This is a genomic window from Acinetobacter schindleri (assembly GCF_010918895.1).
Classification (GTDB): Bacteria; Pseudomonadota; Gammaproteobacteria; order Pseudomonadales; family Moraxellaceae; genus Acinetobacter; species Acinetobacter schindleri.
In genome coordinates this window covers 2,919,363-2,941,983 of the sequence record NZ_CP044483.1, presented here as the reverse complement: position 1 = coordinate 2,941,983, position 22,621 = coordinate 2,919,363, and the positions used below count along the sequence as shown (strand labels likewise).

Here is a 22,621-nt window from a genome sequence, read left to right as displayed (position 1 = left end):
CAACGATGAGTTATTTTGGCACCGATGGTATCCGTGGCAAGTTTGGCGAATTGCCAATTACGCCTGAGTTTGCGCTTAAATTAGGCTTTGCTGCAGGAAAGGTACTCAAGCGATATAGTAAGAAAAATAAACCGCTGGTGGTGATGGGAAAAGATACGCGTTTATCAGGCTATATTTTAGAATCTGCCTTGCAGGCAGGCCTGAACGCAGCAGGTGTTTATGTACATTTACTGGGTCCATTACCGACTCCTGCAATTGCCCATTTGACCCGTGCACTGCATGCCAGTCTGGGTATTGTTATTTCAGCTTCTCATAATCCGTATTTTGATAATGGGATTAAATTCTTCTCGGGTGAGGGCAAAAAACTGCCAGATGCTTTGCAGGATGAAATTAATCAGGAGCTCGAAAAAGAAATAAGTATTGAAGATACGGCGAACCTGGGTAAAAGTTTCCGTGTCAAAGATGCCAATGGTCGTTATATCGAATTCTGTAAATCGACATTCCCTTATCATTTAGATCTGAATGATTTAACGATTGTAGTGGATTGTGCCAATGGGGCAGCCTATAACGTAGGTCCTGCAGTGTTCCGTGAATTGGGTGCAAAAGTTATTGCAATGTTTGATGATCCTGATGGTCTTAATATCAATAAAGACTGTGGCTCAACACATCCTGAGAATCTGCAAAAAGCAGTCGTTGAATATCAGGCTGATCTTGGGATTGCCTTTGATGGAGATGCTGACCGTGTCATTATGGTCGACAAAAACGGTGAGCAGATTACTGGTGACCATATTCTGTATATCCTTGCGACTCAGGCCAAAAATAAGCCAGCAGGAATTGTGGGCACACTCATGAGTAATATGGCGCTGGAACTGGCTCTAGAAAAAGCCCAAGTCCCATTCTTGCGTGCCAAGGTGGGTGACCGTTATGTATTACAAGGTCTGGAGCAAAAGGGCTGGGTCACTGGCGGTGAGCCATCCGGTCATATCCTGACACTAGACAAGAGCACCACGGGTGATGCCATTATTGCTGCGCTACAAGTATTGACAGTGATGGTTGAGCAGAAGAAAGCCCTGCATGAACTGGTAGCTGATTTCCGCTTGTTACCGAACGTATTGGTCAATGTGCGTCTGGACGCCATGTTTGATCCGTACGCCGTCCCTGCGCTTGCTGCTGAATTTGAAAAAGCAGAACAACAGCTGAAAGGCCGTGGCCGCTTGCTGATTCGTAAGTCAGGTACTGAGCCGGTTATTCGTGTTATGGTGGAAGGCGAAGACCTGGATGAAGTCACTACACTGGCCCATTCATTGGCAGATGCTGTACGTGCCAATGCTGCCTAAACTTGCTGACTGATTATAGAGAGATGGAATGACTGATTTAATTAAAGATCTGAGTGAACTACGTCTGAATTATCAGAAAGGCGAGCTGCTTGAGGATCAGGTTAAACTGGATCCACATGAACAGTTTTTGTTCTGGTTTAACCATGCCCTGGCAGCGCAATTGCATGAGCCTTATGCCATGTCACTGGCTACGGCAAATGCGCAAGGTCGTCCGCATGTACGCACAGTCTTGCTGCGTGGGGCGACTCCAGATGGTTATGCTTTCTATACCAATTATGATAGCCAGAAAGGGATGGACCTTGAGGTAAATCCTTATGCTGAGCTGCTATTTTACTGGCAGGAGCAGGAACGACAAATCCGTGTTTCTGGGCGTGTAGTTAAAATCTCCAAAGAAGAATCCACAGATTATTATCATAAGCGTCCACGTGACAGTCAGATTGCTGCGCATGTTAGTACGCCCCAGAGTGGTGTGATTGCCAGTCGCGATGAACTGCAGCAGCGTTTCTGGGACTACCATGATACGATGGCAAACCAGGAACAGCTTGATAAGCCAGAATTCTGGGGTGGTTACCGTTTAGTACCTGATTATTATGAATTCTGGCAAGGACGTCCAAATCGTTTGCATGATCGTCTGAGTTATACCAAGAATGACGATGCCTGGACATTGCAGCGACTGATGCCATAAATGCCAAAACTTGAAATCAAGCAGCGCCCTTTACTGACCCGTCCTGAATCTTTTCAGGACGTACCGTCTTTTATTGCAGAGATTCTGGCACGCCGTGGAGTGGAATCGCAGCAGGAGCTGGAGCTGAAACTCAAGCATCTGTTGGCACCGAGCATGAAAGGCTTGCCGGAAGCCATTCAGCTGATCGATGCAGCGATTGATGCAGGTCAGAAAATCGTGATTGTCGGTGATTATGATGCCGATGGTGCCACCAGTACGGCATTAATGCTGCTGGCACTGCGTGATATGGGAGCGGATGTTGATTATCTGGTCCCAGACCGTTTTAAATATGGCTATGGCTTAACGCCGGCAATTGCTGATCTGGCATTTGCCAGTTTTACCCCTGATCTGCTCATTACTGTGGATAATGGGATTTCCAGTCATGACGGGGTGAAACAGGCACAAGATCATGGTATGCAAGTGATTATCACTGATCATCATCTTACCACCAAACCGACACCTGCTGCTGAAGCAGTGGTCAATCCAAATCAGCTTGGTTGTGAATTCCCAAGCAAGGCACTGGCTGGGGTAGGCGTGGCTTTCTATGTATTAGCCAATCTATCTACCCATCGTAAGAAGCTTGGTAAGTCTTCTACAGTAATCACCAACTATCTGGATCTGGTGGCACTGGGAACCTATGCAGATGTAGCTAGCCTGGACTATAACAACCGTATTTTGGTTGACGCTGGACTAAAACGGATACAGCAGCACTTATGCCGTCCAGGGATTAGTGCACTGCTGGAAATCGCAGGGCGGGATGCAGCAACTTTAAAAGCCCAAGATCTCGGTTTTGTACTCGGTCCGCGCATTAATGCGGCTGGACGTATGGAAACCATGGATATCGGGATTGAATGTCTGCTCGCTAAAGATCTGGCAACTGCTTATCCACTCGCAGAACAGCTGAATCAGCTCAATGTCGAGCGCCGTCAGGTCGAAGGCAAGATCAAGCAGGAGGCGCTGGCTGAACTGGAAAAAATCCAGCTGGATGAAATAGAGCTGCCGGCTGCCCTAATCATGTTTGAACAGCATTGGCATCAAGGCGTGATTGGAATTGTCGCTGGACGTTTAAAAGAACAGTTCCATCGTCCAAGTATTGTTTTTGCTGCAGATGAAGATGGCATTCATATCAAGGGTTCTGCACGTTCAATTGAGGGGATTCATATCCGTGATGCGATTGAGCGGGTGGCTGAACAAAATCCACATATTGTCAGTCACTTTGGTGGGCATGCAGCAGCAGCAGGACTGACCATTAAAAAAGTACATTTTGCTGAATTTAAGCAGACCTTTGAAAAGTTAATTGGCAGTATGGATGAAAGTCTGTTTACTGCAACGTTATGGACTGATGGTGAGCTGCCAGCCTCTGCATTTCAGATTGATACAGTAGATCTTCTGCATAATCTGAGCCCATGGGGACAGAAATTTCCACAACCTATATTTGAAGGCATATTTAAAGTATTGGATTATCGCTGGCTTAAAGAGGTACATCTGAAGCTGCGAGTGGCGCTGGAAAATGGACAAGTGGTGGATGCGATTGCCTTTAATGCAGCCAGCAAATATCAGTTTGACCCAATGCAGGACAATGTACGTCTGGTCTATGAACTGGACAAAAATGTCTTCAATGGCAATGTCAGTTTGCAGATGCGGATTGCACATCTGGAACAGTAAATAAAAAAACCGCTCAAAAGAGCGGTTTTTTATACTCTGTAATATTTAATTAGAAGCGATAGGCACCACGTATACCGAAGATGTCGGCACTGTCACCAAAAGTAATACCACCTTCTAAACTAAATTGCTGAGAAAAGAATTTTTTAGCACGTATACTAAATACGTCAGTACCTTCTAAGTCAGAATCAGTATATCCAATACCTACACTAAAGGTTTTATCTAGATATAAATCAGCTCCCAGATTATACGCATCGATTTCACCGAAACTCGCACCAGCTTCAAAATTCATATCATAAGTTCCAACTTGAGTTACATATTTCGCACGTAACGTTGGATCAATTTCATCATCTGCATCATCTTCAGAAATGCCGATAAGTCCTAAAGCAACTAATAAACCAGGAACTGGTAAGTAGCCTGCTTCAGCGCTATAACTGGTTAAATCCCCAAAATCATTATCAAAATGAGAAAGACTACCACTCAAGTAAAAATCTGAATTTGGAACAAAGTATTCAATACCTGCTTGAATCCCAAAAATCTCTGAGTCATCTACATAACTTAAAGCACCATTTATATTGCTCGCGCGATTTAAGAATGCAGCTTCGTTTAAAGGGTAATTTTTGATTTGAACTGGGCTGAAGTAATGAGTGCCATCAATCGAAAAACCTACATCTGAACCACCTTGGTCGCGGTCTAGGATCTCAATAGTGCCACCTACTTCAGTCTGATAAGCATGGCTCAAACCAAATGTACCCAGCAGGGCAGTTACAAGTACAATTTTTTTTAACATGTAAAAGTCTCGGTTGTTATTGATAAAACTTAAAATTTTATACTTGTAACAAATTGTATGTTTTTTATTCTTATGGTCAAGACCATTGGTCTTATTTTGGTGCATTAAAAAGCCCCTCCGAAGAAGGGCTTTTTTATTAAAGCTATGTCTAACTTAGATTAGAAGCGGTATTTTGCAGCTACACCAAATTTGTTGTAGTCATTATTACCTGCTTCACCAAAGCCTACACGGCCTTCAAGGCTAACTTGCTGGTTGATGAATTTACGTGCACTCACACCAAATTCACTACGGTCGATAAGGTCATTGTTCTGATAGTCAGCACCAACGCTTAGAGTTTTATCGATAAAGTAGTCAGCTTTCAGGTTATACTCATCAAGATCACCAAAAGCGGCACCAGCTTCAAGGTTAATGTCTTTACCGTTGCTTAAGGTAGTCACATATTTTGCACGAAGTGTTGGATCTACACCGTCATCACGGTCGTTATCCCATCCTTTCACACCAGCAGCAATCAATAAGCCTGGTGCTGGAAGGTAACCCACTTCTGCAGCATAAGTCGTTAGGTCATTATCGAAGTCATCATTGTCTTGCAAGTCATGACCACTCACCTTACCACCTAGATAGAAGTCTGAATTCGGTACAAAGTATTCTGCACCGACACCGTAACGATGTGCTTCAGCATCACCTATTTCATCATATTGGTATTCAGCTTTCACATTACTTGCACGATCAAGGAAAGCAGCTTCGGCTAATGGTGAATTACGCGTTTGTACAGGATTAAAGTAGTAAGTGCCATCTACACCGAAAGAGCCGCTTGAACTACCGTTGTCCGGATCTGTTAAGCCTGCTGATGCACCAATTTCTGCTTGATAAGCATGTGCTGCGGTACCCGTAAAAGCTACGGCTGAAATTAGTGCTGAAGCGATTGCTAATTTTTTCATGCGGATACTCCCCTCTGAAATTTTGGCTGGGATTTAATACATTTTTTGTTACAGTTTCAGTCTAGCCCAAATCGACAGATCGTCAATCAAGGGAAAGTTACATTAATGTCAATTCAGTAATTTTGTGTAATTTTATGATTTTAATTCATTGAAATATAAATAAAAAAAACAATGTTTTGTTTTATTAAAACTATGTAAAGATTGTGAATTTTAGAGATTTTGATTAATAAATAATCAGAAAATTTATGATTAAAAAGACTGGTTGAGTTTTAAAAAATTAGAAGTTTTTCGTTAATAAAATTCATTTTGAATGCATTTTCTCTCTATATGAAGATGAATCAACACTGCTAAATTGATTGAGTTGAATTATTGAAATAAATATTTATGGCAGGCAGAAATCATACAGATGTCCTGTTCAAACTGCGGGAAAGGACTGTGATATAATTGCCTGCTAAAAATTTATGCCTTATTGATTGAGAGAAATTCACGTGGAAATTAATCCTTATCTACTCCAGCTAAAAGACTTGAACGAACGTGGTCAAACACTACGGGGGTATCTTTGACTACGATCTGAAAAAAGAGCGTTTGGAAGAGGTTCTCCGTGAATTAGAAGATCCAGCCATCTGGAATGATCAGAACCGTGCGCAGGCTATGGCCAAAGAAAAAGGCGAGCTTGAGAATGTACTGAATGTACTGGATGGTCTGGCGAGTCAGCTTGAAGATGCACAAGCCATGCTTGATCTGGCTGTAGAAGCCGATGAAGAAGCCATGCTTGAAGATGTTCAGGCAGAATTGACAACAGCAGAAGAAGAGCTGGCAAAGCTTGAATTCCGTCGTATGTTCAGTAATCCGATGGATCCGAATCCATGCTATGTGGAAATTCAGGCAGGTTCAGGTGGTACGGAAGCACAAGACTGGGCATCGATGCTGCTGCGTATGTACATGCGCTGGATTGAACGTCATGGTTTTAAAGCAGAAGTGATGGAAGAGTCTGACGGTGATGTAGCCGGGATCAAGTCTGCTACGATCCGTGTAGAAGGTGAGTATGCCTATGGCTGGTTACGTACCGAATCAGGTGTACACCGTCTAGTACGTAAATCACCATTCGACTCGGGTAACCGCCGTCATACCTCATTCTCTGCAGTGTTTGTATCGCCTGAAGTAGATGACAATATTGAGATTGAAATCAATCCTTCAGATGTCCGTACCGATACTTACCGTGCCTCGGGTGCCGGTGGTCAGCATATTAACAAAACTGACTCTGCGGTACGTCTGACCCATATTCCAACCGGTATTGTGGTGGCCTGTCAGAACCAGCGTTCACAACATGCCAACCGTGACCATGCCTGGAAACAGTTACGTGCGAAACTCTATGAACTGGAAATGAGCAAACGTAATGAAGCTGCTCAAGCATTAGAAGACTCGAAGTCTGACATTGGTTGGGGTAGCCAGATCCGTTCTTATGTACTGGATGACTCACGTATCAAAGACTTACGTACTGGTGTTGAAAATTCAAATACAGGTGCAGTTCTGGATGGTGATCTGGATAAATTTATTGAAGCAAGCTTGAAACAAGGCCTGTAAGCAGACCTTTTAACTCTCTGCGTAGCAAAGCAGATACAGTTTGTGACTCTTATATCTAAAATATTCGATATATAAATCGAAAAAATACGATATAATGGGATAAATGCTGCAATCAGCTTTGTTGCGCACGACTATGTGATGTGACTATGGACTTTGATCTGATCTTTAAAGCACTGGCAAATCCCACACGCCGGCAAATTCTGGAATGGTTAAAAACACCAGAGCAGTTTCTGTCTGCCGAAGAATGTGGCGGCTTTCAGCGTGGTGTTTGTGCGGGCCAGATTGAAAAATTAGGGCAAGTTTCGCAGTCCACCATGTCCAATCATTTGTCCGTGTTACAGCAGGCGGGATTAATTACCGCCACCAAACATGGGCAATGGTCATATTTCTCCCGCAACGAAGCTTTGATTCAGCAGTACATCGAACATCTACAACAACACCTCTAAAACATATCTGGAGGTCGGAGTCAGTATGGCTGAATTAAATACCCCCCTGAAACTGGGTGCGCTTGAATTAAAAAACCGTGTCATCATGGCGCCTTTAACCCGTAGTCGTGCAACCGATGAGCGTGTCCCAACCGCGATGATGGCTGAGTACTATGCCCAACGTGCAAGTGCAGGCCTGATTATTTCTGAAGCGACAGTTATTTCTGAAGAAGCTAATGGTTACCGCAATACACCTGGGCTATTTACAGATGCACAGGTCGAAGGCTGGAAACTGGTAACCAATGCTGTACATGAGAAGGGTGGTTTAATCGTTGCCCAACTATGGCATGTGGGGCGTGTTTCTGATCCAGAGCTGTTAAATGGTGAAACACCGGTATCGGCGAGTTCAGTACAACAGGCCGGTCACGTCAGCCTATTACGTCCTAAGCGCCCTTATGTTCTTCCACGTCCGCTGGAAATCTCAGAAATTCATGCCATTATCGAGCAATATAAGCAGGCTGCAATTCGTGCCAAAGACGCCGGTTTTGATGGGGTAGAGTTGCATGGCGCCAATGGTTATCTGATTGACCAGTTCCTGCAAACCAAGACCAACAAGCGTGAAGATGAATACGGTGGTTCTGTTGAAAACCGGACTCGTTTCCTGCTGGAAGTGGTGGATGCCTTGATCGAAGTCTGGGGCGCGGATCGTGTTGGTGTGCATCTGGCACCACGTGGTGATGAGCATGACATGGGTGATGATGATCCACGTGAAACATTTGGTTATGCCATGGAGCAGCTGGGCAAACGTCAAATCGCGTTTTTCTTTACTCGTGAATATCTGGCTGAAGACAGTATTTCTGAATATATGAAACAGCGTTCAGGTGGCGTGCCGTATATTGCCAACATGCGCTTGAGCCGTGAGGATGCTATTGAACTTTTAGCCTCAGGTAAAGCAGATGCGGTCTCTTTTGGTAAGGCCTATATTGCCAATCCGGACCTATACGAGCGTCTGTTGCAAGATGCACCGCTGAACGAGCTAAAACTGGAAAATATGATCGGCAGTCAGGCGACTGAGGGTTATATTGATTACCCGACTTTGGCAGAAGTAAAAGTTTTAAGCACAATAGAATAATCTGAAAATGAGCCACATCGGTTAACATGTCGATGTGGCTCTGTTATATTTTGCCGATTCACTCAATTTCGGGGCAACATTTGGCTACTCCTTTTTGGTACAACGCGGCACTGACACTGATCAAGCCTTTATATCAGTCACGTATTCGCAAGCGTGCAGAAAGTCCTGAACAACTACAACAGGAATTACTTGAGCGTTTTGGTCCGTTTCAGACCCCCAAAAACAAACATGCCATCTGGTTTCATGTGGTTTCGGTTGGAGAAACCAATGCGGCACAGCCACTGATTGAATATTATTTAAAATCAGGCCATCCGGTGCTGGTGACCAATACCACTAAAACAGGTCAGGCACGCGCTAAATCTCTTTTTCTTAAAGAACCCTATTTAAATTTATTTCAGGCCGTTTATTTGCCTGCCGATCAGAAACATCTAATTCGGGATTTTTATCAGAAATATCAGCCGAAATTATTGCTATTAATGGAAACTGAGCTCTGGCCAAATCTCATTGATCAGGCAAAGAATTATAAGGTGCCCTGTCTGTTGCTGAATGCCCGTCTTTCAGAAAAATCAGCTCAAGGTTATGGCAAGGTCAAAGGGCTAACCCGTAGCATGCTGAACGCAATGCAGCAGCTATTGGCTCAAGATCTTGCAACCCAACAACGTTATATTGATTTAGGCATCGAAACTAAAAAAACCCAGGTTTTAGGCAATATCAAGTTTGATATCACGGCACCACAGCAGTTTATCGAGCGCGCGAGCGAGTTAAAAAGGGAATGGAATTTATCAGGCCGTAAGATCATTACCTTAGCCAGTACCCATGCACCGGAAGAACAGCAGCTGATGGCCGAATTAAAAGCAGCTCTAGATACTGATCCAAACTTACTGTGTATTGTAGTGCCACGTCATCCGGAACGTTTTGATGACGTGTTTCAGGCTGCACAGGCTCTCAACTTAACTACCCAACGCCGTAGTTTGGAACAGAAAATTGAAGCGGATACCCAGATTTATCTGGCAGATTCAATGGGTGAGATGTGGCTGTGGTATGCACTTAGCCAAGTCTGCTATGTCGGTGGTTCTTTAAATGAGCCAGGTGGTGGACATAATATTCTGGAGTCGATTGCACTAAATGTACCTACGATTCTGGGTAAGAATTATTTTAACTTCCAGACCATTGTCGATGAGTTTGTTGAAGCTCAAGCTGTAGAAGTGGTAGAGAATGTTCAGCAGGCAGCTACAACTTTGCTGAAGATTCTCAATGATTCATTCAAGGCAGAAAGTTTAAATACCGCAGCACAAAAGATTATGCAGCAGAATCAGGGTTCGCTTGCCAAGCATATTGCAGTAATAGATCAGTATTTGTAAAACTCCACCACACTCGCATATATCGGTTTACTACTAAAAGTTTAATTGTAGAGATGACCTACTTTTCAGAGATGAAAAGTAGCAAAAATCTTTTGTTTGATTGAGGATACATCCATATACCCCAATCAAACGGGTGACATCCATGTCACCTGTCACGAATGCCAATGGTGAGTTGTTATTCCTATATTGAGTTGTGATTCCTATATGACTCATTGTTGTGCTGATGATTGTCGTGCAGACAATGCGTTACTGAATTAAATCTTTTGATTGGTTTTTAGTTATGAACATCGTCCTGCTTGATCCTCGTCAAACTGAATCTGAACTGTGGTCGATTAGTTCCAAGCGGCAGCTGGAACATTTGCAACAGCATCTGGATATTCAAGTCGGTGATACGCTTAAAGTGGGTATCCGTGAAGGCAAACGGTATCTTACGGAAATTATCGAAATTACAGAAAAAACAGTTCGTCTCAAACCCTTAAAAGAAGAAGCTGTGCCTGCGAAGTTGCCAGTGACGCTGATTGTGGCTTTACCACGTCCGAAAGTGTTGCGTCGTTTAATTATGGATGCGGCGACACTTGGGGTAGAGAAGATCATTTTGCTGCATAGCTATCGAGTGGATAAAAGCTATTGGCAAACCCCATTTTTACAACAGTTAGATCATTATATAGAGCTGGGACTGGAACAGGCCGGGGATACGATTGCGCCGAAAATTGAACTCTATAAACGTTTTAAACCCTTTGTAGAAGATGTACTACCGACCTTGATTCGCACAGATTGCCCGGCTTATGTGGCGCATCCTTATGCTGAAAGCAAAATGCCTTTTGCAATTGAGCATCCTTGTACGGTGGTGATTGGACCAGAAGGCGGTTTTATTCCTTATGAAATAGATCTGCTTATAAAAAACGGCTGCCAGGCTGTGAGCCTTGGCAACCGTATTATCCGTACTGAAACAGTAATCCCTTATGTCTTAGGTCGACTGTTTGGCACGGCCTGAATCATCTTCAGTATTTTCACCACGGTACACTTTTACTTCCTGTACAGGGTAAGGAATTGAAATGCCATGTTCCGCGAAGGCTTCAATCACATGTTCCTGAACGGTACTGATTGAATTACCTGTCGAATTTTCCTGGGTATCGACCCACCAGGTTACCGTCAGATTAATTGAGAAGTCAGCCAGTTGAGTCACATTGACATTAAAAGCGGGCTGGCTGAGGATCAACTGATCCTTGTCCAGAATTGCCATAATGATACTCTTGGCTTTCTGCACATCATCTTCATAGCCAATACCAACCACAAACTGACAGCGGCGGCGCGGATAAGCCGTATTTACTGTCACGGCACTGGTATAAACCGTTGCATTTGGAATCACAATACGGCGGCCATCGGGTGAGCGCAGGAAAGTTGCACGGATCTGGATATCTTCTACCGTGCCTTCCATGCCTGAGACAATAATATCATCGCCAATTTTAAACGGTTCACCGAGCAGAATCAGCACGCCGGACAACAGGTTCTGAAAAATATCCTTGAAAGCGAAACCGATCGCCACCGAACCAATCCCCAAGGCACTCATCAGCTGCCCGGGTGTAAAGCCTGGAATGGCAATGACCATGGCAATCAGGAAGCCAATAAAAAGAATTGCAGATGTACCGACACGGTTAAGTACCAATACCAGGTTCTGTTTACTGTAACTTCGTTCACCAATCGCTTTACGTACAAAAAACTTGAACAGTTTCGAAAGTAGGTAAAAGATACTGAAAACTACCAGTGCGATACAGATATAAGGCAGGCGCTCCCAAAACGCCTCAACAAATTTATCGACGGTTGAATACGCATCATTATATTTAGCCGTGTGCTCAATGACGGTCTGAGCAGTTTTTTCAGTTGCTTGATGCAACAGCTCAGTGGTCCCTTCAGTCACTTGGCTTAGAGCATTGTCTTTTTCAGCCACGAGTATCCCGATTATAAAAAAATCGCATTATTTTGCCTGATTTTTACATTGAACTTAATAGAAAGTTGCATAGCCCTTGCGGGTGGTAGCAAAATTTAACATAAGCTTAAAAATATTCTGTCCCTTGCTGGATCACTTCCTGTGGACTTTCCAGCTCACCACTTCCCATCATAAAGGATACCATGCTGCTAGCAGCAAATAGACTTAACACGGTCAATAGTATCATCAGCCAGGCCAGTATTTTTTCCCAGACTGCAGTTGGTCGCGGTGCACCAAAGCGGTTATGTCCTGCTGTGCCTCTTGCCAGCAGCAGATAGAAAATAAATAAAATATTAACCACCGGCACTAGCATCAGCAGCATCAGCCAGCCAGATTTATTCAGGTCATGCAGGCGGCGTGCTACTACCACAATATAGAAATATAGATAGAACACAACTAACAGCAGATAGCCCAAGCCAGCCAGACCAGTCAGCGCATCAACAAACTGCCGATTATCTAGAGACAAGGTGGTCAGGCTGAAAATACCACTGACCAGACTGAGGGCAATCGAAGCAAAGAAAAAAATGATATGCAGGAAAGCGTACCAGCCAATAAAGCTGAGCCGGCCAAAGCGCCCTTCAAGAGATAGCGGATTATCATTGGAAGGTGCCGGAGAGCGGGAGAAGAATGGCGAAGTATCTTTAGAGTTCATGGGCTGAGCCAGTTCAAGTAATTGAAAACAGGCAAACATGTTTGCCTGTAAGAAAGTATAAAAATTCAACACCATTATAAGATTAAACGGAATGGTGAGATACGAAAACTAGACAGGAATGTATTGGATTCACCTGTAAACCTATGTTTTAAATGGATTGATCAGAATACGACCAAAGCATGATTGTCCAATTTGAGATAAGCCGTTCATACTGAGCTATGCATAAAAAACAATCAATAACGTGGCATGAACCTCTCGTGATGAGAGGGAATAAGATCAAGGAAGTAAATAATGAAAGAGATCTATCCTGTACCAGCAGAATTTAAAAAAACCGCACGGACCACCGAGGCTGAATATTTCGAACGCTATCAGCGCTCTATTGAAGAACCGGATGAGTTTTGGGCCGAGCAAGCCCAGCGCCTTGACTGGATCAAGCCATTTACCAAAGTTAAAGACACCAGTTTCGATAAAGATAATTTCAAGATCGAATGGTTTGCTGATGGTCAGCTGAATGTCAGTGCCAACTGTCTGGATCGCCATCTAAAAGAGCATCCTTATAAGCCGGCAATTATCTGGGAAGGGGATCATCCATCCCGTCACAAGATTATCTCTTTTCATGAGCTGTATGATGAAACCTGCCGCTTTGCCAATGTCCTGAAAAAGAACGGCATCAAGAAAGGTGACCGTGTGGTGCTGTACATGCCAATGGTCTCTGAAGCTGCGATTGCCATGCTGGCCTGCGCCCGTATTGGCGCAGTACATTGCGTGGTATTTGGCGGTTTCTCGCCAGACTCGCTGGCTAGCCGTATTGAGGACAGTCAGGCGAAAATGGTCATCACGGCTGACTCTGGTATGCGTGGCGGCAAGCCCATTCCACTGAAAGCCAATGTGGATGAAGCCCTGAAAATTGCTGGTACTGAATCAGTAGAGCATGTCATGGTGGTGCATCGCACGGGTAATCCGATCGAAATGAAAGAAGGTCGGGATCTGTGGTATCACATGGAAATCATGACGGTCAATGAGATCTGCCCACCGGAACCCATGAATGCAGAAGATCCTCTGTTTATTCTGTATACATCAGGCTCAACAGGCAAGCCAAAAGGGGTACTGCATACCACCGGTGGTTATCTGACGTATGTGAACTCCAGCTTTCGTGAAGTTTTCGACATCAAGCAGGATGACGTGTTCTGGTGTACCGCTGATGTGGGCTGGATTACGGGTCATTCCTATGTACTGTATGGTCCATTGTCGAACGGTACCACCACAGTCATGTTTGAAGGGGTTCCGCAATATCCAAGCTGGGCACGCACCGGGCATATCGTGGACAAACACAATGTCACTATTCTCTACACCGCACCCACTGCGATTCGCGCCATGATGCGTGAAGGGGATGCCTTTGTGCGTGAAAGTGACCGCAGCAGCCTGCGCCTGCTTGGTTCAGTCGGGGAACCGATTAATCCGGAAGCCTGGAACTGGTACTACAGTGTGGTAGGTGAAAGTCGCTGTCCGATCGTGGATACCTGGTGGCAAACCGAAACCGGTGGTTTCATGATTACCCCATTACCGGGTGCGACCGATCTGAAACCGGGCTCTGCAACCCGGCCATTCTTTGGTGTGCAGCCAGCGATTGTTGATGCTGAAGGCAAAGAGATGGAAGGTGCCGTGGAAGGTAATCTGGTGATCAAGGATTCCTGGCCAGGTCAGATGCGCACCATCTGGGGTGATCCGGAACGCTTTATCGAGGCTTATTTCTCGACTTATCCGGGGACCTATTTCACGGGTGATGGTGCGCGTCGGGATGAAGATGGCTATTACTGGATTACTGGTCGTGTCGATGACGTGCTGAATGTATCCGGTCATCGTCTGGGAACAGCTGAAATTGAAAGTGCGTTGGTGGCACATGAGTCTGTAGCTGAAGCTGCAGTCGTGGGTATGCCGCATGATATTAAAGGTCAGGGTATCTGTGCTTTCGTGACTCTGCAGGCAGGAACCGAGAGTACGGAAGAACTGCGTGCTGAACTGGTGGCCTGGGTGCGCAAGATTCTTGGACCAGTCGCGACGCCAGATGCACTGCACTGGGCGCCGGCATTACCGAAAACCCGCTCTGGTAAAATCATGCGCCGGATCTTGAGAAAAATTGCAGCGAATGAGCTGGATAGCTTAGGTGATACTTCAACTTTAGCCGAACCACAGGTGGTGGATAACCTGATTGCCGAAGTGCAAAGAACCGCTTAAATTTTTATAAAATCAAGAGAATACCGGCTTTCTTTAGCCGGTATTTTTATATCACTGATAAGCTCTGCATGCTTTCGGATATGGACTCCGAGTTTGATCTGTTAAGCTTCTGGCATGCTGTAGATAGCTAAAATGAGTACAAAAGAATGAATGTGCGACAACAATACCTGGATCAATCTCCGCTTGATATTGCTCAGTCTCTGGCAGATCAGTTTGCCCTGAGCGCAGCTGAACGTGATAAACAGGGGGGCAATCCCAAGCAGCAACGCGACCTGATTCGTGACAGTGGCTTGCTCGGGTTGTCTATTCCAAAGCAATATGGCGGGAAGGGTGCAGACTGGCAGACAATTTTTCAGACCATTCAGGCAATTGCATGCGTAGACAGTTCACTGGCACATGTTTATGGCTTTCATCATTTATTGATTGCGACGGTACAGCTGTTCTCACAGCCGGAACAATATGGCTTATGGTTTGAACAGACTGCACGTGAAAACCTATTCTGGGGCAATACCTTAAACCCGCTGGATCGCCGTACGAAAGTTAGTAAAACTTCTGACCAAGAATATATCTTTCATGGAGACAAGAGCTTCTGTTCAGGTTCAATCGACTCAGACATCCTGCTCTGTTCAGGTTATAACGAAGAGGACCAACTACTGATTGGCGTAATTCCAACCCAGCGTGAAGGCGTCAGCTTCCTGGGTGACTGGAACAATATGGGCCAGCGTCAAACCGACAGTGGGACCAGTCATTTTGAACAGGTGAAAATTCATAAAGATGAGCTGTTATTGAATCCAGGGCCATTGAGCACACCATATTCTAGCCTACGTCCATTGATTGCCCAGCTGATTTTTGTGCATATGTTCCTCGGTGTAGCGGAAGGGGCCTTCGAAGTAGCCAAGCAAACGGTACAGACACAAAAAGCCTGGTCGAAATCACTGGTTGAAAATGCAGTCAATGATCCCTTTACCCAGAAGCATTTTGCCGATTTTTATGTACAGCTAGAAGGTGTACGTCTATTGGCAAACAAAGCCATTCAGACTTTGCAAAAGGCTTGGAATGTTGGCCCTGATCTAACAGCTGAACAGCGTGGTGAAGTATCTATTGCGATTGCCACAGCAAAAATTGCCGCAACCAATACTTCACTGTATATCACTCAGAATATTTTCCAGGTCATGGGCGCACGGGCAACGACTGCCAAGCTAAATCTGGACCGTTTCTGGCGCAATGTACGCACCCAGACCCTGCATGATCCGGTGGATTATAAATATCAGGAAATAGGTGAATGGGTACTGACTGGTAACGTGCCTGATCCAAGTTTTTATTCTTAAAGATCAGTTTGGCAGTACCCTGTTTTTGATGGGTCATGAGGACTTTCAAAATGTTGAGATATTCCGCAAGGCTAAAGCTCTTTGTTTCCCATACATGACGTCCTGAGCCAGTTTAAATACTGTTTTAACCTACAGTGCAAAGAGGGGAAAGGGTGGCATTCATGCCACCTCTTTCATGCAAGTATTCTTTTATGATTTAACTCAAAATTTGATTACAGATTCTTAAAGGCCTCAATTGCCCGGATGCGGGACTGTTTTAAATCGACAATCGGTTTTGGATAATCCAACCCTAAATCTGGATTTTTGGCATAAGGTTCATGAATGGTTTTAGCATCCAGATGTGCCAGTTCTGGAACCCATTCACGGATATAGTCGCCGTTGGGATCGAAACGCTGTGACTGATTCACCGGATTAAAAATCCGGAAATAAGGTGCTGCATCCATGCCGGTCGAGGCACACCATTGCCAGCCGCCATTGTTAGCAGCTAGGTCACCATCAATCAGATGTTGCATAAACCAGGCTTCGCCCAGCCGCCAGTCGATCAGCAGATTTTTGCTCAGGAACATCGCGGTAATCATGCGTACCCGGTTATGCATCCAGCCAGTTGCCAGTAGCTGGCGCATACCGGCATCAACAATCGGAATCCCCGTCCGGCCTTGCTGCCAGGCCGCTAAATCTTCTGGAGCATCACGCCATTCTATCGCCTTGGTATTTTCCTTAAATGGCTGATGTCTAGACACTTTAGGAAAATCGTGCAGGGTATGCTGGTAAAATTCACGCCAGAGCAGTTCATCCAGCCAGGTCTGCTGACCGACATCTTCAAGCTGGAAATAACCTTGAGAAAAGGTGAATAAAGCCTGCACACACTTCCGGATTGAAAGAATACCGATATTTAAATACGGCGATAACTGGCTGGTACCATCGATCGCTGGAAAATCCCGATCGGTTTTATAATCCTTTAGCCGGTCTGCGATAAATTCATTCAGTAATTCAAAGGCGTGTTTATCTTCAACTGGCCAATACGGGTTGGCTGTTTCTGGCCGATAAGCCACAGAAAATTTATCGAAATTCAAATTAAACTGAGAAAGATCGAGTTGTAACTTAGGCTGTGCTTCAATATCTGGATAACAGGAAGGCACATCGATAAGCAGCCGTTCATAGCATTTCTTTTTAAATGCACTAAACACCTGATAAGGCTGCTGGCTCTGATTGCGGATCGAACCTAAAGGAAACAGGGTGCGATCTTCATAGTATTCACAACTAATCTGATGCTGTTGCAACAGTTGCTCGACAGCCTGATCACGCTGCTGCTCATTAAGCCCGGTTTCGATATTGCAGTGCACGGTGCTGATCTGAAATTGCTGGCACAGTGCCAAAAGCTGCTCTGAAATATCTTTCCAGAGCGGAATATTTAAAATCAGAAGAGGGATATTCAATGCTTCTAGCTGCTGTTTCAGGATTTTTAGCCGGCGCAGATAGAAGTCGATCTTGATCGGTGCATCCTGATGCAGTTGCCATTGTTCAGGTGACAGGATGACCAGCGCCAGACATTGCCTGCTTTGTGCTGCATGCCATAAGGCAGCGTGGTCATGAAGGCGTAAGTCATTCCGGAACCAGATCAGATGCATGACAGTTTTCTAAACCAATAAGATGCCATGCATTCTAGATAATCTGATCAAACAGAAATAGTAGAGAAATATTAACGTGATAGGAGCTGAAGTTTGTCACTATCAGCTCTGAAGGTATTAGCCTTTGGCGAGATGGATATTTTCCAGCGTATCTACCAGAGTTCGGGTCATCTGGTCAATTTCATAATTCACTTCATCACCAACCTGAACAGATTTCCAGGTCGTTAGGCGTAGGGTTTCTGGAATTAGGTCAATCGAAATCTCACTTTTGACACGATCAACATAGTTCACCGTTAGGCTGCAGCCATTCAGTCCGATAAAACCTTTTAGGAAAAAGTATTTGATATTGCCAGCTGGAATCTGCAGGTCGATATGCAAGGTTTCACCGCGACGCTCGATCTGAGTGACTTGAGCTGTGCCTTCAATGTGTCCGTACAGATTATGACCGCCATTTTCCGCACCCACTTTTGCTGAACGTTCAATATTCACTTCATCACCGACTTTAAGCGATTTTAAGGTGGTGAGTTCAAGCGTGACATTAGAAATATCAAAATGAATCTGTTGCTGTTCACGGTCAATCGTGGTCACGGTCAGGCATACACCATTTACTGCGACACTGGCACCAATAAACACATCTGCAAAGAAACCTTGCTGATCACTGACAATGATCGTAATAAAGCCATCGCCTTTGCGAATTTCGACGACCTTTTCCAGGCCTTGGACAATACCGGTATACATAGTTAAAACATCTATTCTTGCAATTGCATCACATTGTAGGGAGGAATACAGAATCCGGCTAGCGTTGTACTGTACTGCCTGGTTTTCTGCCCAGATAAAAAAATCCCCTAAGCCGAGCCTTAGGGGAGTGAATGGAAAGCGCTGAGATTTGTTAGAATACTTATACGAGCTCAGCGTCTTCTTGTTGCACAGCTGTTGCCTGTTGTGCTTCAAGTTCACGGACCAAAGGCAAGACCTTTTGGCCAAAATATTCAAATTCTTCAATAAAGTGCAGGAAGCCAGACAGAATTAGGTCCACACCGACTTTTTTCAGTTCGATGATGCGTTCAGCAATTTGCTGCGGTGTACCAATCAGGTTGGTACGGAAGCCGTCATTGTATTGAACCAGATCTTCAAAAGTAGACTTGGCCCAGTTACCTTCACCTTCTGCGGTTGCTGCACCTGCTTCCCGCGTTGCATCACTAAAAGATCTCACTGCCTGGACATTGGCCTTGGCAACGATTTCCTGCAGTACTGCTTGTGCTTCTTCCTCAGTATCGCGCGCAATAACGAAGGCATTCACACCGATTTTCACCTGATGATTGTTGGCTTTGGCCTTTTCCCGGATATCATCAATCTGTTTTTTCAGTTCTTCAGGTGTGTTGCCATTGGTAAAGTACCAGTCGGATACACGCGAAGCCATATCGCGTGCAGCGCGGGAGCTGCCCCCCTGGAAAATTTCAATATGCGGTTTCTGTACCGGCTTTGGACTCAAGCTATAGTCATTAAACTGGTAATACTTGCCATCAAAACTGAAATGATCTTGAGTCCACACACCTTTCAAACTGCGAATAAACTCTTCTGAACGCGCATAGCGCTGGTCATGCTCCGGCCATTCTTCACCAATCGCATCAAACTCACCGCGGAACCAGCCACTTACGACATTAATTGCAATACGGCCATTGGTCAGGTGATCGATGGTTGCCAGCTGTTTAGCTGCTAGTGCTGGCTTCCATGGACCCGGTAGAATCGCAGCGATGACTTTCAAACGTTCAGTCTTTGCCAGAATACCGTGGCTAAAACTGACTGATTCATGCTGATTTTCTGCGTTATAGCCTGCAGTAAAACGGATCTGGGTCAGGGCATAGTCAAAACCAGCCTTTTCCGCTGTCTGTGCCAGACGTACATTATAGTCATAGCTCCAGTCGGTACGCTGCTCGATGTTACTCACCACCAGCCCACCGCTCACATTTGGAACCCAATATGCAAAAGTAATATGTTTATTATTTGACATCCTTCTCACCCTCTAAAGAAGTTCTTCGTTAAGCAACTTGAGTTTTTGGAGCTTTTTTGCTGTGTAAGCGGGACTCTGCTGCATCCAGGCTAGGCACTGCTGCTGAAGGCAGCACTTCTTCCTGTTCGATCTGTTTATTGATGCCCAGGTTCTGGTTGGCTTGTTGAGACTTTTCTTTAATCACTTCAGCACGTTGACCTTTGGCGGGTGCCCATTCCAGGATTGGTAATGCACGTGCGACAGCCAGTGTAATACGTGCGCGAAGCAGTTCGCTGTGAATCGTATATTCAGGTGTGAAGTCACGATCCGTTGCGTACACACCAATTGGTAATGTTTGTGCCTGAAAGAAGCTGAATAATGGACGTAATTGATGTTCAAGTACCAGTGCATGACGGTCACTGCCACCGGATGCTGCTAACAGGACAGGAACATCCACCAGTGCCGTTTGCTCTACAAAGTCAAAGAAGTGTTTGAACAGGCCAGTGAAAGAGGCACGGTAAACTGGAGTACCGACGATCAGTGCATCCGCTGCTTCTACAGCTGCCAAATCATCCTGAACGCGTTGCGGTAACTGGTTACGGTAGATTGCGCCACCCAGTAACTGACCAATTTCACTGAATTTAATGAAATGTACATTGATAGGTGTGGCTTCACCCAGCTCATCAATAATCGCTTGTACCAACGCTTCAGTTTTAGAAGGATGATTTAAACCGCCAGAAACGGCAACGATATTGAGCGGCTTTTGTAGATCTTGATTTGACATTTTGGAACCTAAAAACGGGTTAGTCTCGGAATGAGCCTATTAATCCAAAATGCGCTCATGGGTGTAAAATAAGGAAAAGCTGAAAAGTTATCTAAATTTGAGATATAACTAAAATATTTGCTTTTTGGAAAGCCAATCGCAACTAATACATTGATATTTTGACTTATATTGAATAAGAATAAGAATTCTAGTCAGCTAATAATGCATATACAAAAAAATGATGAGAATTAAATAATTAGTGAAATACCGATATTCTAGAGTTTATGTAACGAAACTGGATATTATTTTTAAAAATTGTACAGTCTTGCATATCGCTGACCTACCGACTACAGGTAGAATATAAGCTACCGTGCACAAGATCTCTCTCACGTCCTATGAATATTTTAATCGTTGATGATCATCCACTGTTTCGTCATGCTTTAATTCAAGCCGTTCGTTATAGCTTACCGCAAGCACAAATTCATGAAACTGCAGCAGTCAATGAATTTTATGAACGCCTGGAAAATGGTCCTGAACCTGATCTTGTGCTGCTGGATCTGAATTTACCGGGTGCTTCCGGCTTTTCTGCATTGGTGCATGTCCGTGCCCAATATCCTTCGCTTCCAATTATTGTGGTATCGGCTCACGAAGAAGTTAGCATCATTCAACGCGCAATTGCACATGGTGCGATGGGTTATATTCCAAAATCAGCACATCCAAGCCATATTGGTGAAGCGATTCGTGAAGTACTGGAAGGCGAAATCTGGTTACCGCCAAATCTGCCCGCCAATATGAACTTCGATCCGCGTGCGGCTGATGAAACTGCACTGGCTGAACGTATTCAGTCTTTGACCCCACAACAGTTCCGCGTATTGATGATGGTGGCAGAAGGTTTGCTGAACAAGCAGATTGCTTATGAACTGGATGTATCGGAAGCAACCATTAAAGCCCACGTGACGGCGATCTTCCGTAAGCTTGGCGTACAGAACCGTACCCAGGCTGTCTTGGCGATCAATGCGCTGAATATTGAAGAAAAGAAAATTTAAGCTTTTCGAAGCACCAAAAAAAGACCTCCGCAGAGGTCTTTTTTTATGGCCTGAATATCTGCTTTTAGGCAATACAGTCCTGTTTTGGCGTAAGGTCAGCACAGAACAGCGGGTTCAAGGCACATTGCAGTTCATCAATCTGTTCTTGAGTCACATAGCCTTTTGACATCAGGTATTCAGCAACACGGTCGTCACGCAGACTTAGAAAAGCTGCATCATACACACCCAGATCGACAAACAGCGCAGCCGTTTCCAGGCTGTTAAACCGATCCAGGTAAACATCATTGCCATACATCAGAAAGATATGATCCTGTTCTGAATTTGGATCGACACGTAGGCGCTCTGCCAGCTCAATTGGTGAGGTTTTAATAAAGAGCAGTTCAGAAAGTTCATCAAACTGTGAGGTGTCCAGCTGGTCATCGCCAGTTTTAACCTTAGCCAGCCATGCTTTAAATACCAGTACCGCACCACCGCGCAATAACATGCTCCAGATCTGATGACGGGTATCTTCACTTAAATCTGCAGCTTCGGTTTCCAGAGACTGAATCAGCTTCGATTCCTGCTCTGCCAGACGCTCGAACAGCCCCAGACCTTGCGGTTTATAGGCAAAAGGCTCAAACACATCAAAGTGCAGCTCTTCAAATACCTGTAGGGCGAGAGGAACTGCAGATTGATACAGGGTTTCTAGCGCTTCAATTTGAGCAGGATCAAGTTTGCTGTATTTAAACAGATTATTCCAGTCGATTGCCGGCAGAATGGCATTGGCACCGTATTGACGATGAAACTGTCGGCTCTGATTGATCTCAGTTGTAGTGTCTAAGCTCATGATTAGTCATCCTTTATGCAGTAATAAATGATCAGCTGACATGCGGATGAGGAATATAGGCATGAATAGATACTGATCGTTTCTAAGTCATATTTTTAGAGCGAAATAGGGGCATGAAAAAATACGACTAAAGTTCAAACAATCAAGTTAATCCTATATTAGTTTATATAAAATAATAACTTACAATATTGTAACCAAGTACACACAGGTTCG

At 44.7% G+C, this 22,621-nt stretch carries 20 protein-coding genes; 11 read left to right on the top strand and 9 right to left on the bottom strand.

All coding sequences use genetic code 11. From position 1 onward, the window contains the following. Positions 1-5: 5 nt before the first annotated feature. Genes glmM through recJ form a run of 3 tightly spaced genes read left to right on the top strand, consistent with a single transcriptional unit; the run spans position 6 to position 3,726 of the window. The gene (gene glmM, locus FSC11_RS14015; RefSeq protein ID WP_163167533.1) at positions 6-1,337 is read left to right on the top strand and encodes a phosphoglucosamine mutase; all 1,332 of its coding nucleotides are present in this window, start codon (positions 6-8) and stop codon (positions 1,335-1,337) included. 28 nt (positions 1,338-1,365) lie between these two features. After that, positions 1,366-2,022 carry a pyridoxamine 5'-phosphate oxidase gene (gene pdxH / locus FSC11_RS14010; protein WP_005220579.1) on the top strand — a complete coding sequence of 219 codons (657 nt, stop codon included), beginning with the start codon at positions 1,366-1,368 and terminating at the stop codon, positions 2,020-2,022. Continuing rightward, on the top strand, positions 2,023-3,726 hold the full coding sequence (recJ, locus tag FSC11_RS14005; RefSeq protein WP_163167531.1) for a single-stranded-DNA-specific exonuclease RecJ: 1,704 nt from the start codon (positions 2,023-2,025) through the stop codon (positions 3,724-3,726). Positions 3,727-3,775: 49 nt separating this feature from the next. Here recJ and FSC11_RS14000 read toward each other — a convergent pair whose 3' ends face one another. Beyond that, entirely contained in the window at positions 3,776-4,513 is a 738-nt protein-coding gene (locus tag FSC11_RS14000; RefSeq protein ID WP_163167802.1) for a putative porin, read from the bottom strand. 158 nt (positions 4,514-4,671) lie between these two features. Then, positions 4,672-5,451, bottom strand: coding sequence for a putative porin (locus FSC11_RS13995; RefSeq protein WP_004813724.1), 780 nt, complete (start codon positions 5,449-5,451; stop codon positions 4,672-4,674). Between the two features lie 488 nt (positions 5,452-5,939). On the opposite strand from FSC11_RS13995, the gene prfB reads away from it, so the two are divergent. From prfB to FSC11_RS13970, 5 genes are all read left to right on the top strand, one after another. Beyond that, positions 5,940-7,035 (top strand): peptide chain release factor 2 gene (gene prfB / locus FSC11_RS13990; protein ID WP_108675737.1). Its coding sequence is split into 2 segments (ribosomal slippage): positions 5,940-6,011 and positions 6,013-7,035, totalling 1,095 coding nucleotides; the frame shifts between segments, so codons are not numbered across the junction. Between the two features lie 146 nt (positions 7,036-7,181). Beyond that, positions 7,182-7,481 (top strand): ArsR/SmtB family transcription factor, encoded by a 300-nt coding sequence (locus FSC11_RS13985; protein ID WP_005180779.1) that lies wholly within the window; start codon positions 7,182-7,184, stop codon positions 7,479-7,481. Between the two features lie 25 nt (positions 7,482-7,506). Beyond that, positions 7,507-8,592, top strand: coding sequence for an alkene reductase (locus FSC11_RS13980; protein WP_163167529.1), 1,086 nt, complete (start codon positions 7,507-7,509; stop codon positions 8,590-8,592). A gap of 80 nt (positions 8,593-8,672) precedes the next feature. After that, positions 8,673-9,953 (top strand): 3-deoxy-D-manno-octulosonic acid transferase, encoded by a 1,281-nt coding sequence (locus FSC11_RS13975; RefSeq protein ID WP_171521719.1) that lies wholly within the window; start codon positions 8,673-8,675, stop codon positions 9,951-9,953. 280 nt (positions 9,954-10,233) lie between these two features. Then, complete coding sequence (locus FSC11_RS13970; protein WP_163167525.1) at positions 10,234-10,947, top strand: 16S rRNA (uracil(1498)-N(3))-methyltransferase; 714 nt, start codon at positions 10,234-10,236, stop codon at positions 10,945-10,947. Here FSC11_RS13970 and FSC11_RS13965 read toward each other — a convergent pair. Together FSC11_RS13965 and FSC11_RS13960 are read right to left on the bottom strand one after the other, a co-directional pair. Then, a complete protein-coding gene (locus FSC11_RS13965; protein WP_163167523.1) occupies positions 10,921-11,901 on the bottom strand; it encodes a mechanosensitive ion channel family protein in 981 nt (326 codons plus the stop codon). The genes FSC11_RS13970 and FSC11_RS13965 overlap by 27 nt on opposite strands. Before the next feature lie 106 nt (positions 11,902-12,007). Beyond that, positions 12,008-12,631: a DUF805 domain-containing protein gene (locus FSC11_RS13960; protein ID WP_005220597.1), complete on the bottom strand. Its 624-nt coding sequence runs from the start codon at positions 12,629-12,631 to the stop codon at positions 12,008-12,010. 252 nt (positions 12,632-12,883) lie between these two features. Between FSC11_RS13960 and acs the strand changes: the two genes are divergently transcribed. After that, a complete protein-coding gene (acs, locus tag FSC11_RS13955; RefSeq protein ID WP_005220600.1) occupies positions 12,884-14,827 on the top strand; it encodes an acetate--CoA ligase in 1,944 nt (647 codons plus the stop codon). A 146-nt stretch (positions 14,828-14,973) separates the two neighbouring features. Then, on the top strand, positions 14,974-16,155 hold the full coding sequence (locus FSC11_RS13950; RefSeq protein ID WP_163167521.1) for an acyl-CoA dehydrogenase family protein: 1,182 nt from the start codon (positions 14,974-14,976) through the stop codon (positions 16,153-16,155). Between the two features lie 212 nt (positions 16,156-16,367). On the opposite strand, the gene phrB is transcribed toward FSC11_RS13950, so the two are convergent. The 4 genes from phrB to msuE all read right to left on the bottom strand — a co-directional run bounded on the left by phrB (position 16,368) and on the right by msuE (position 20,557). Next, positions 16,368-17,783, bottom strand: coding sequence for a deoxyribodipyrimidine photo-lyase (gene phrB, locus FSC11_RS13945; RefSeq protein WP_163167519.1), 1,416 nt, complete (start codon positions 17,781-17,783; stop codon positions 16,368-16,370). 117 nt (positions 17,784-17,900) lie between these two features. Then, positions 17,901-18,521 carry a riboflavin synthase subunit alpha gene (locus FSC11_RS13940; RefSeq protein WP_163167517.1) on the bottom strand — a complete coding sequence of 207 codons (621 nt, stop codon included), beginning with the start codon at positions 18,519-18,521 and terminating at the stop codon, positions 17,901-17,903. A gap of 160 nt (positions 18,522-18,681) precedes the next feature. Further along, positions 18,682-19,794 carry a dimethylsulfone monooxygenase SfnG gene (gene sfnG / locus FSC11_RS13935; protein WP_163167515.1) on the bottom strand — a complete coding sequence of 371 codons (1,113 nt, stop codon included), beginning with the start codon at positions 19,792-19,794 and terminating at the stop codon, positions 18,682-18,684. 28 nt (positions 19,795-19,822) lie between these two features. Next, positions 19,823-20,557 (bottom strand): FMN reductase, encoded by a 735-nt coding sequence (msuE, locus tag FSC11_RS13930; protein ID WP_004890705.1) that lies wholly within the window; start codon positions 20,555-20,557, stop codon positions 19,823-19,825. Positions 20,558-20,931: 374 nt separating this feature from the next. Here msuE and FSC11_RS13925 point away from each other — a divergent pair, with 374 nt between their 5' ends. After that, complete coding sequence (locus tag FSC11_RS13925) at positions 20,932-21,582, top strand: response regulator (protein WP_004813697.1); 651 nt, start codon at positions 20,932-20,934, stop codon at positions 21,580-21,582. A 64-nt stretch (positions 21,583-21,646) separates the two neighbouring features. On the opposite strand, the gene FSC11_RS13920 is transcribed toward FSC11_RS13925, so the two are convergent. Further along, on the bottom strand, positions 21,647-22,408 hold the full coding sequence (locus tag FSC11_RS13920) for a hypothetical protein (protein ID WP_163167513.1): 762 nt from the start codon (positions 22,406-22,408) through the stop codon (positions 21,647-21,649). Between the last annotated feature and the right edge of the window lie 213 nt (positions 22,409-22,621).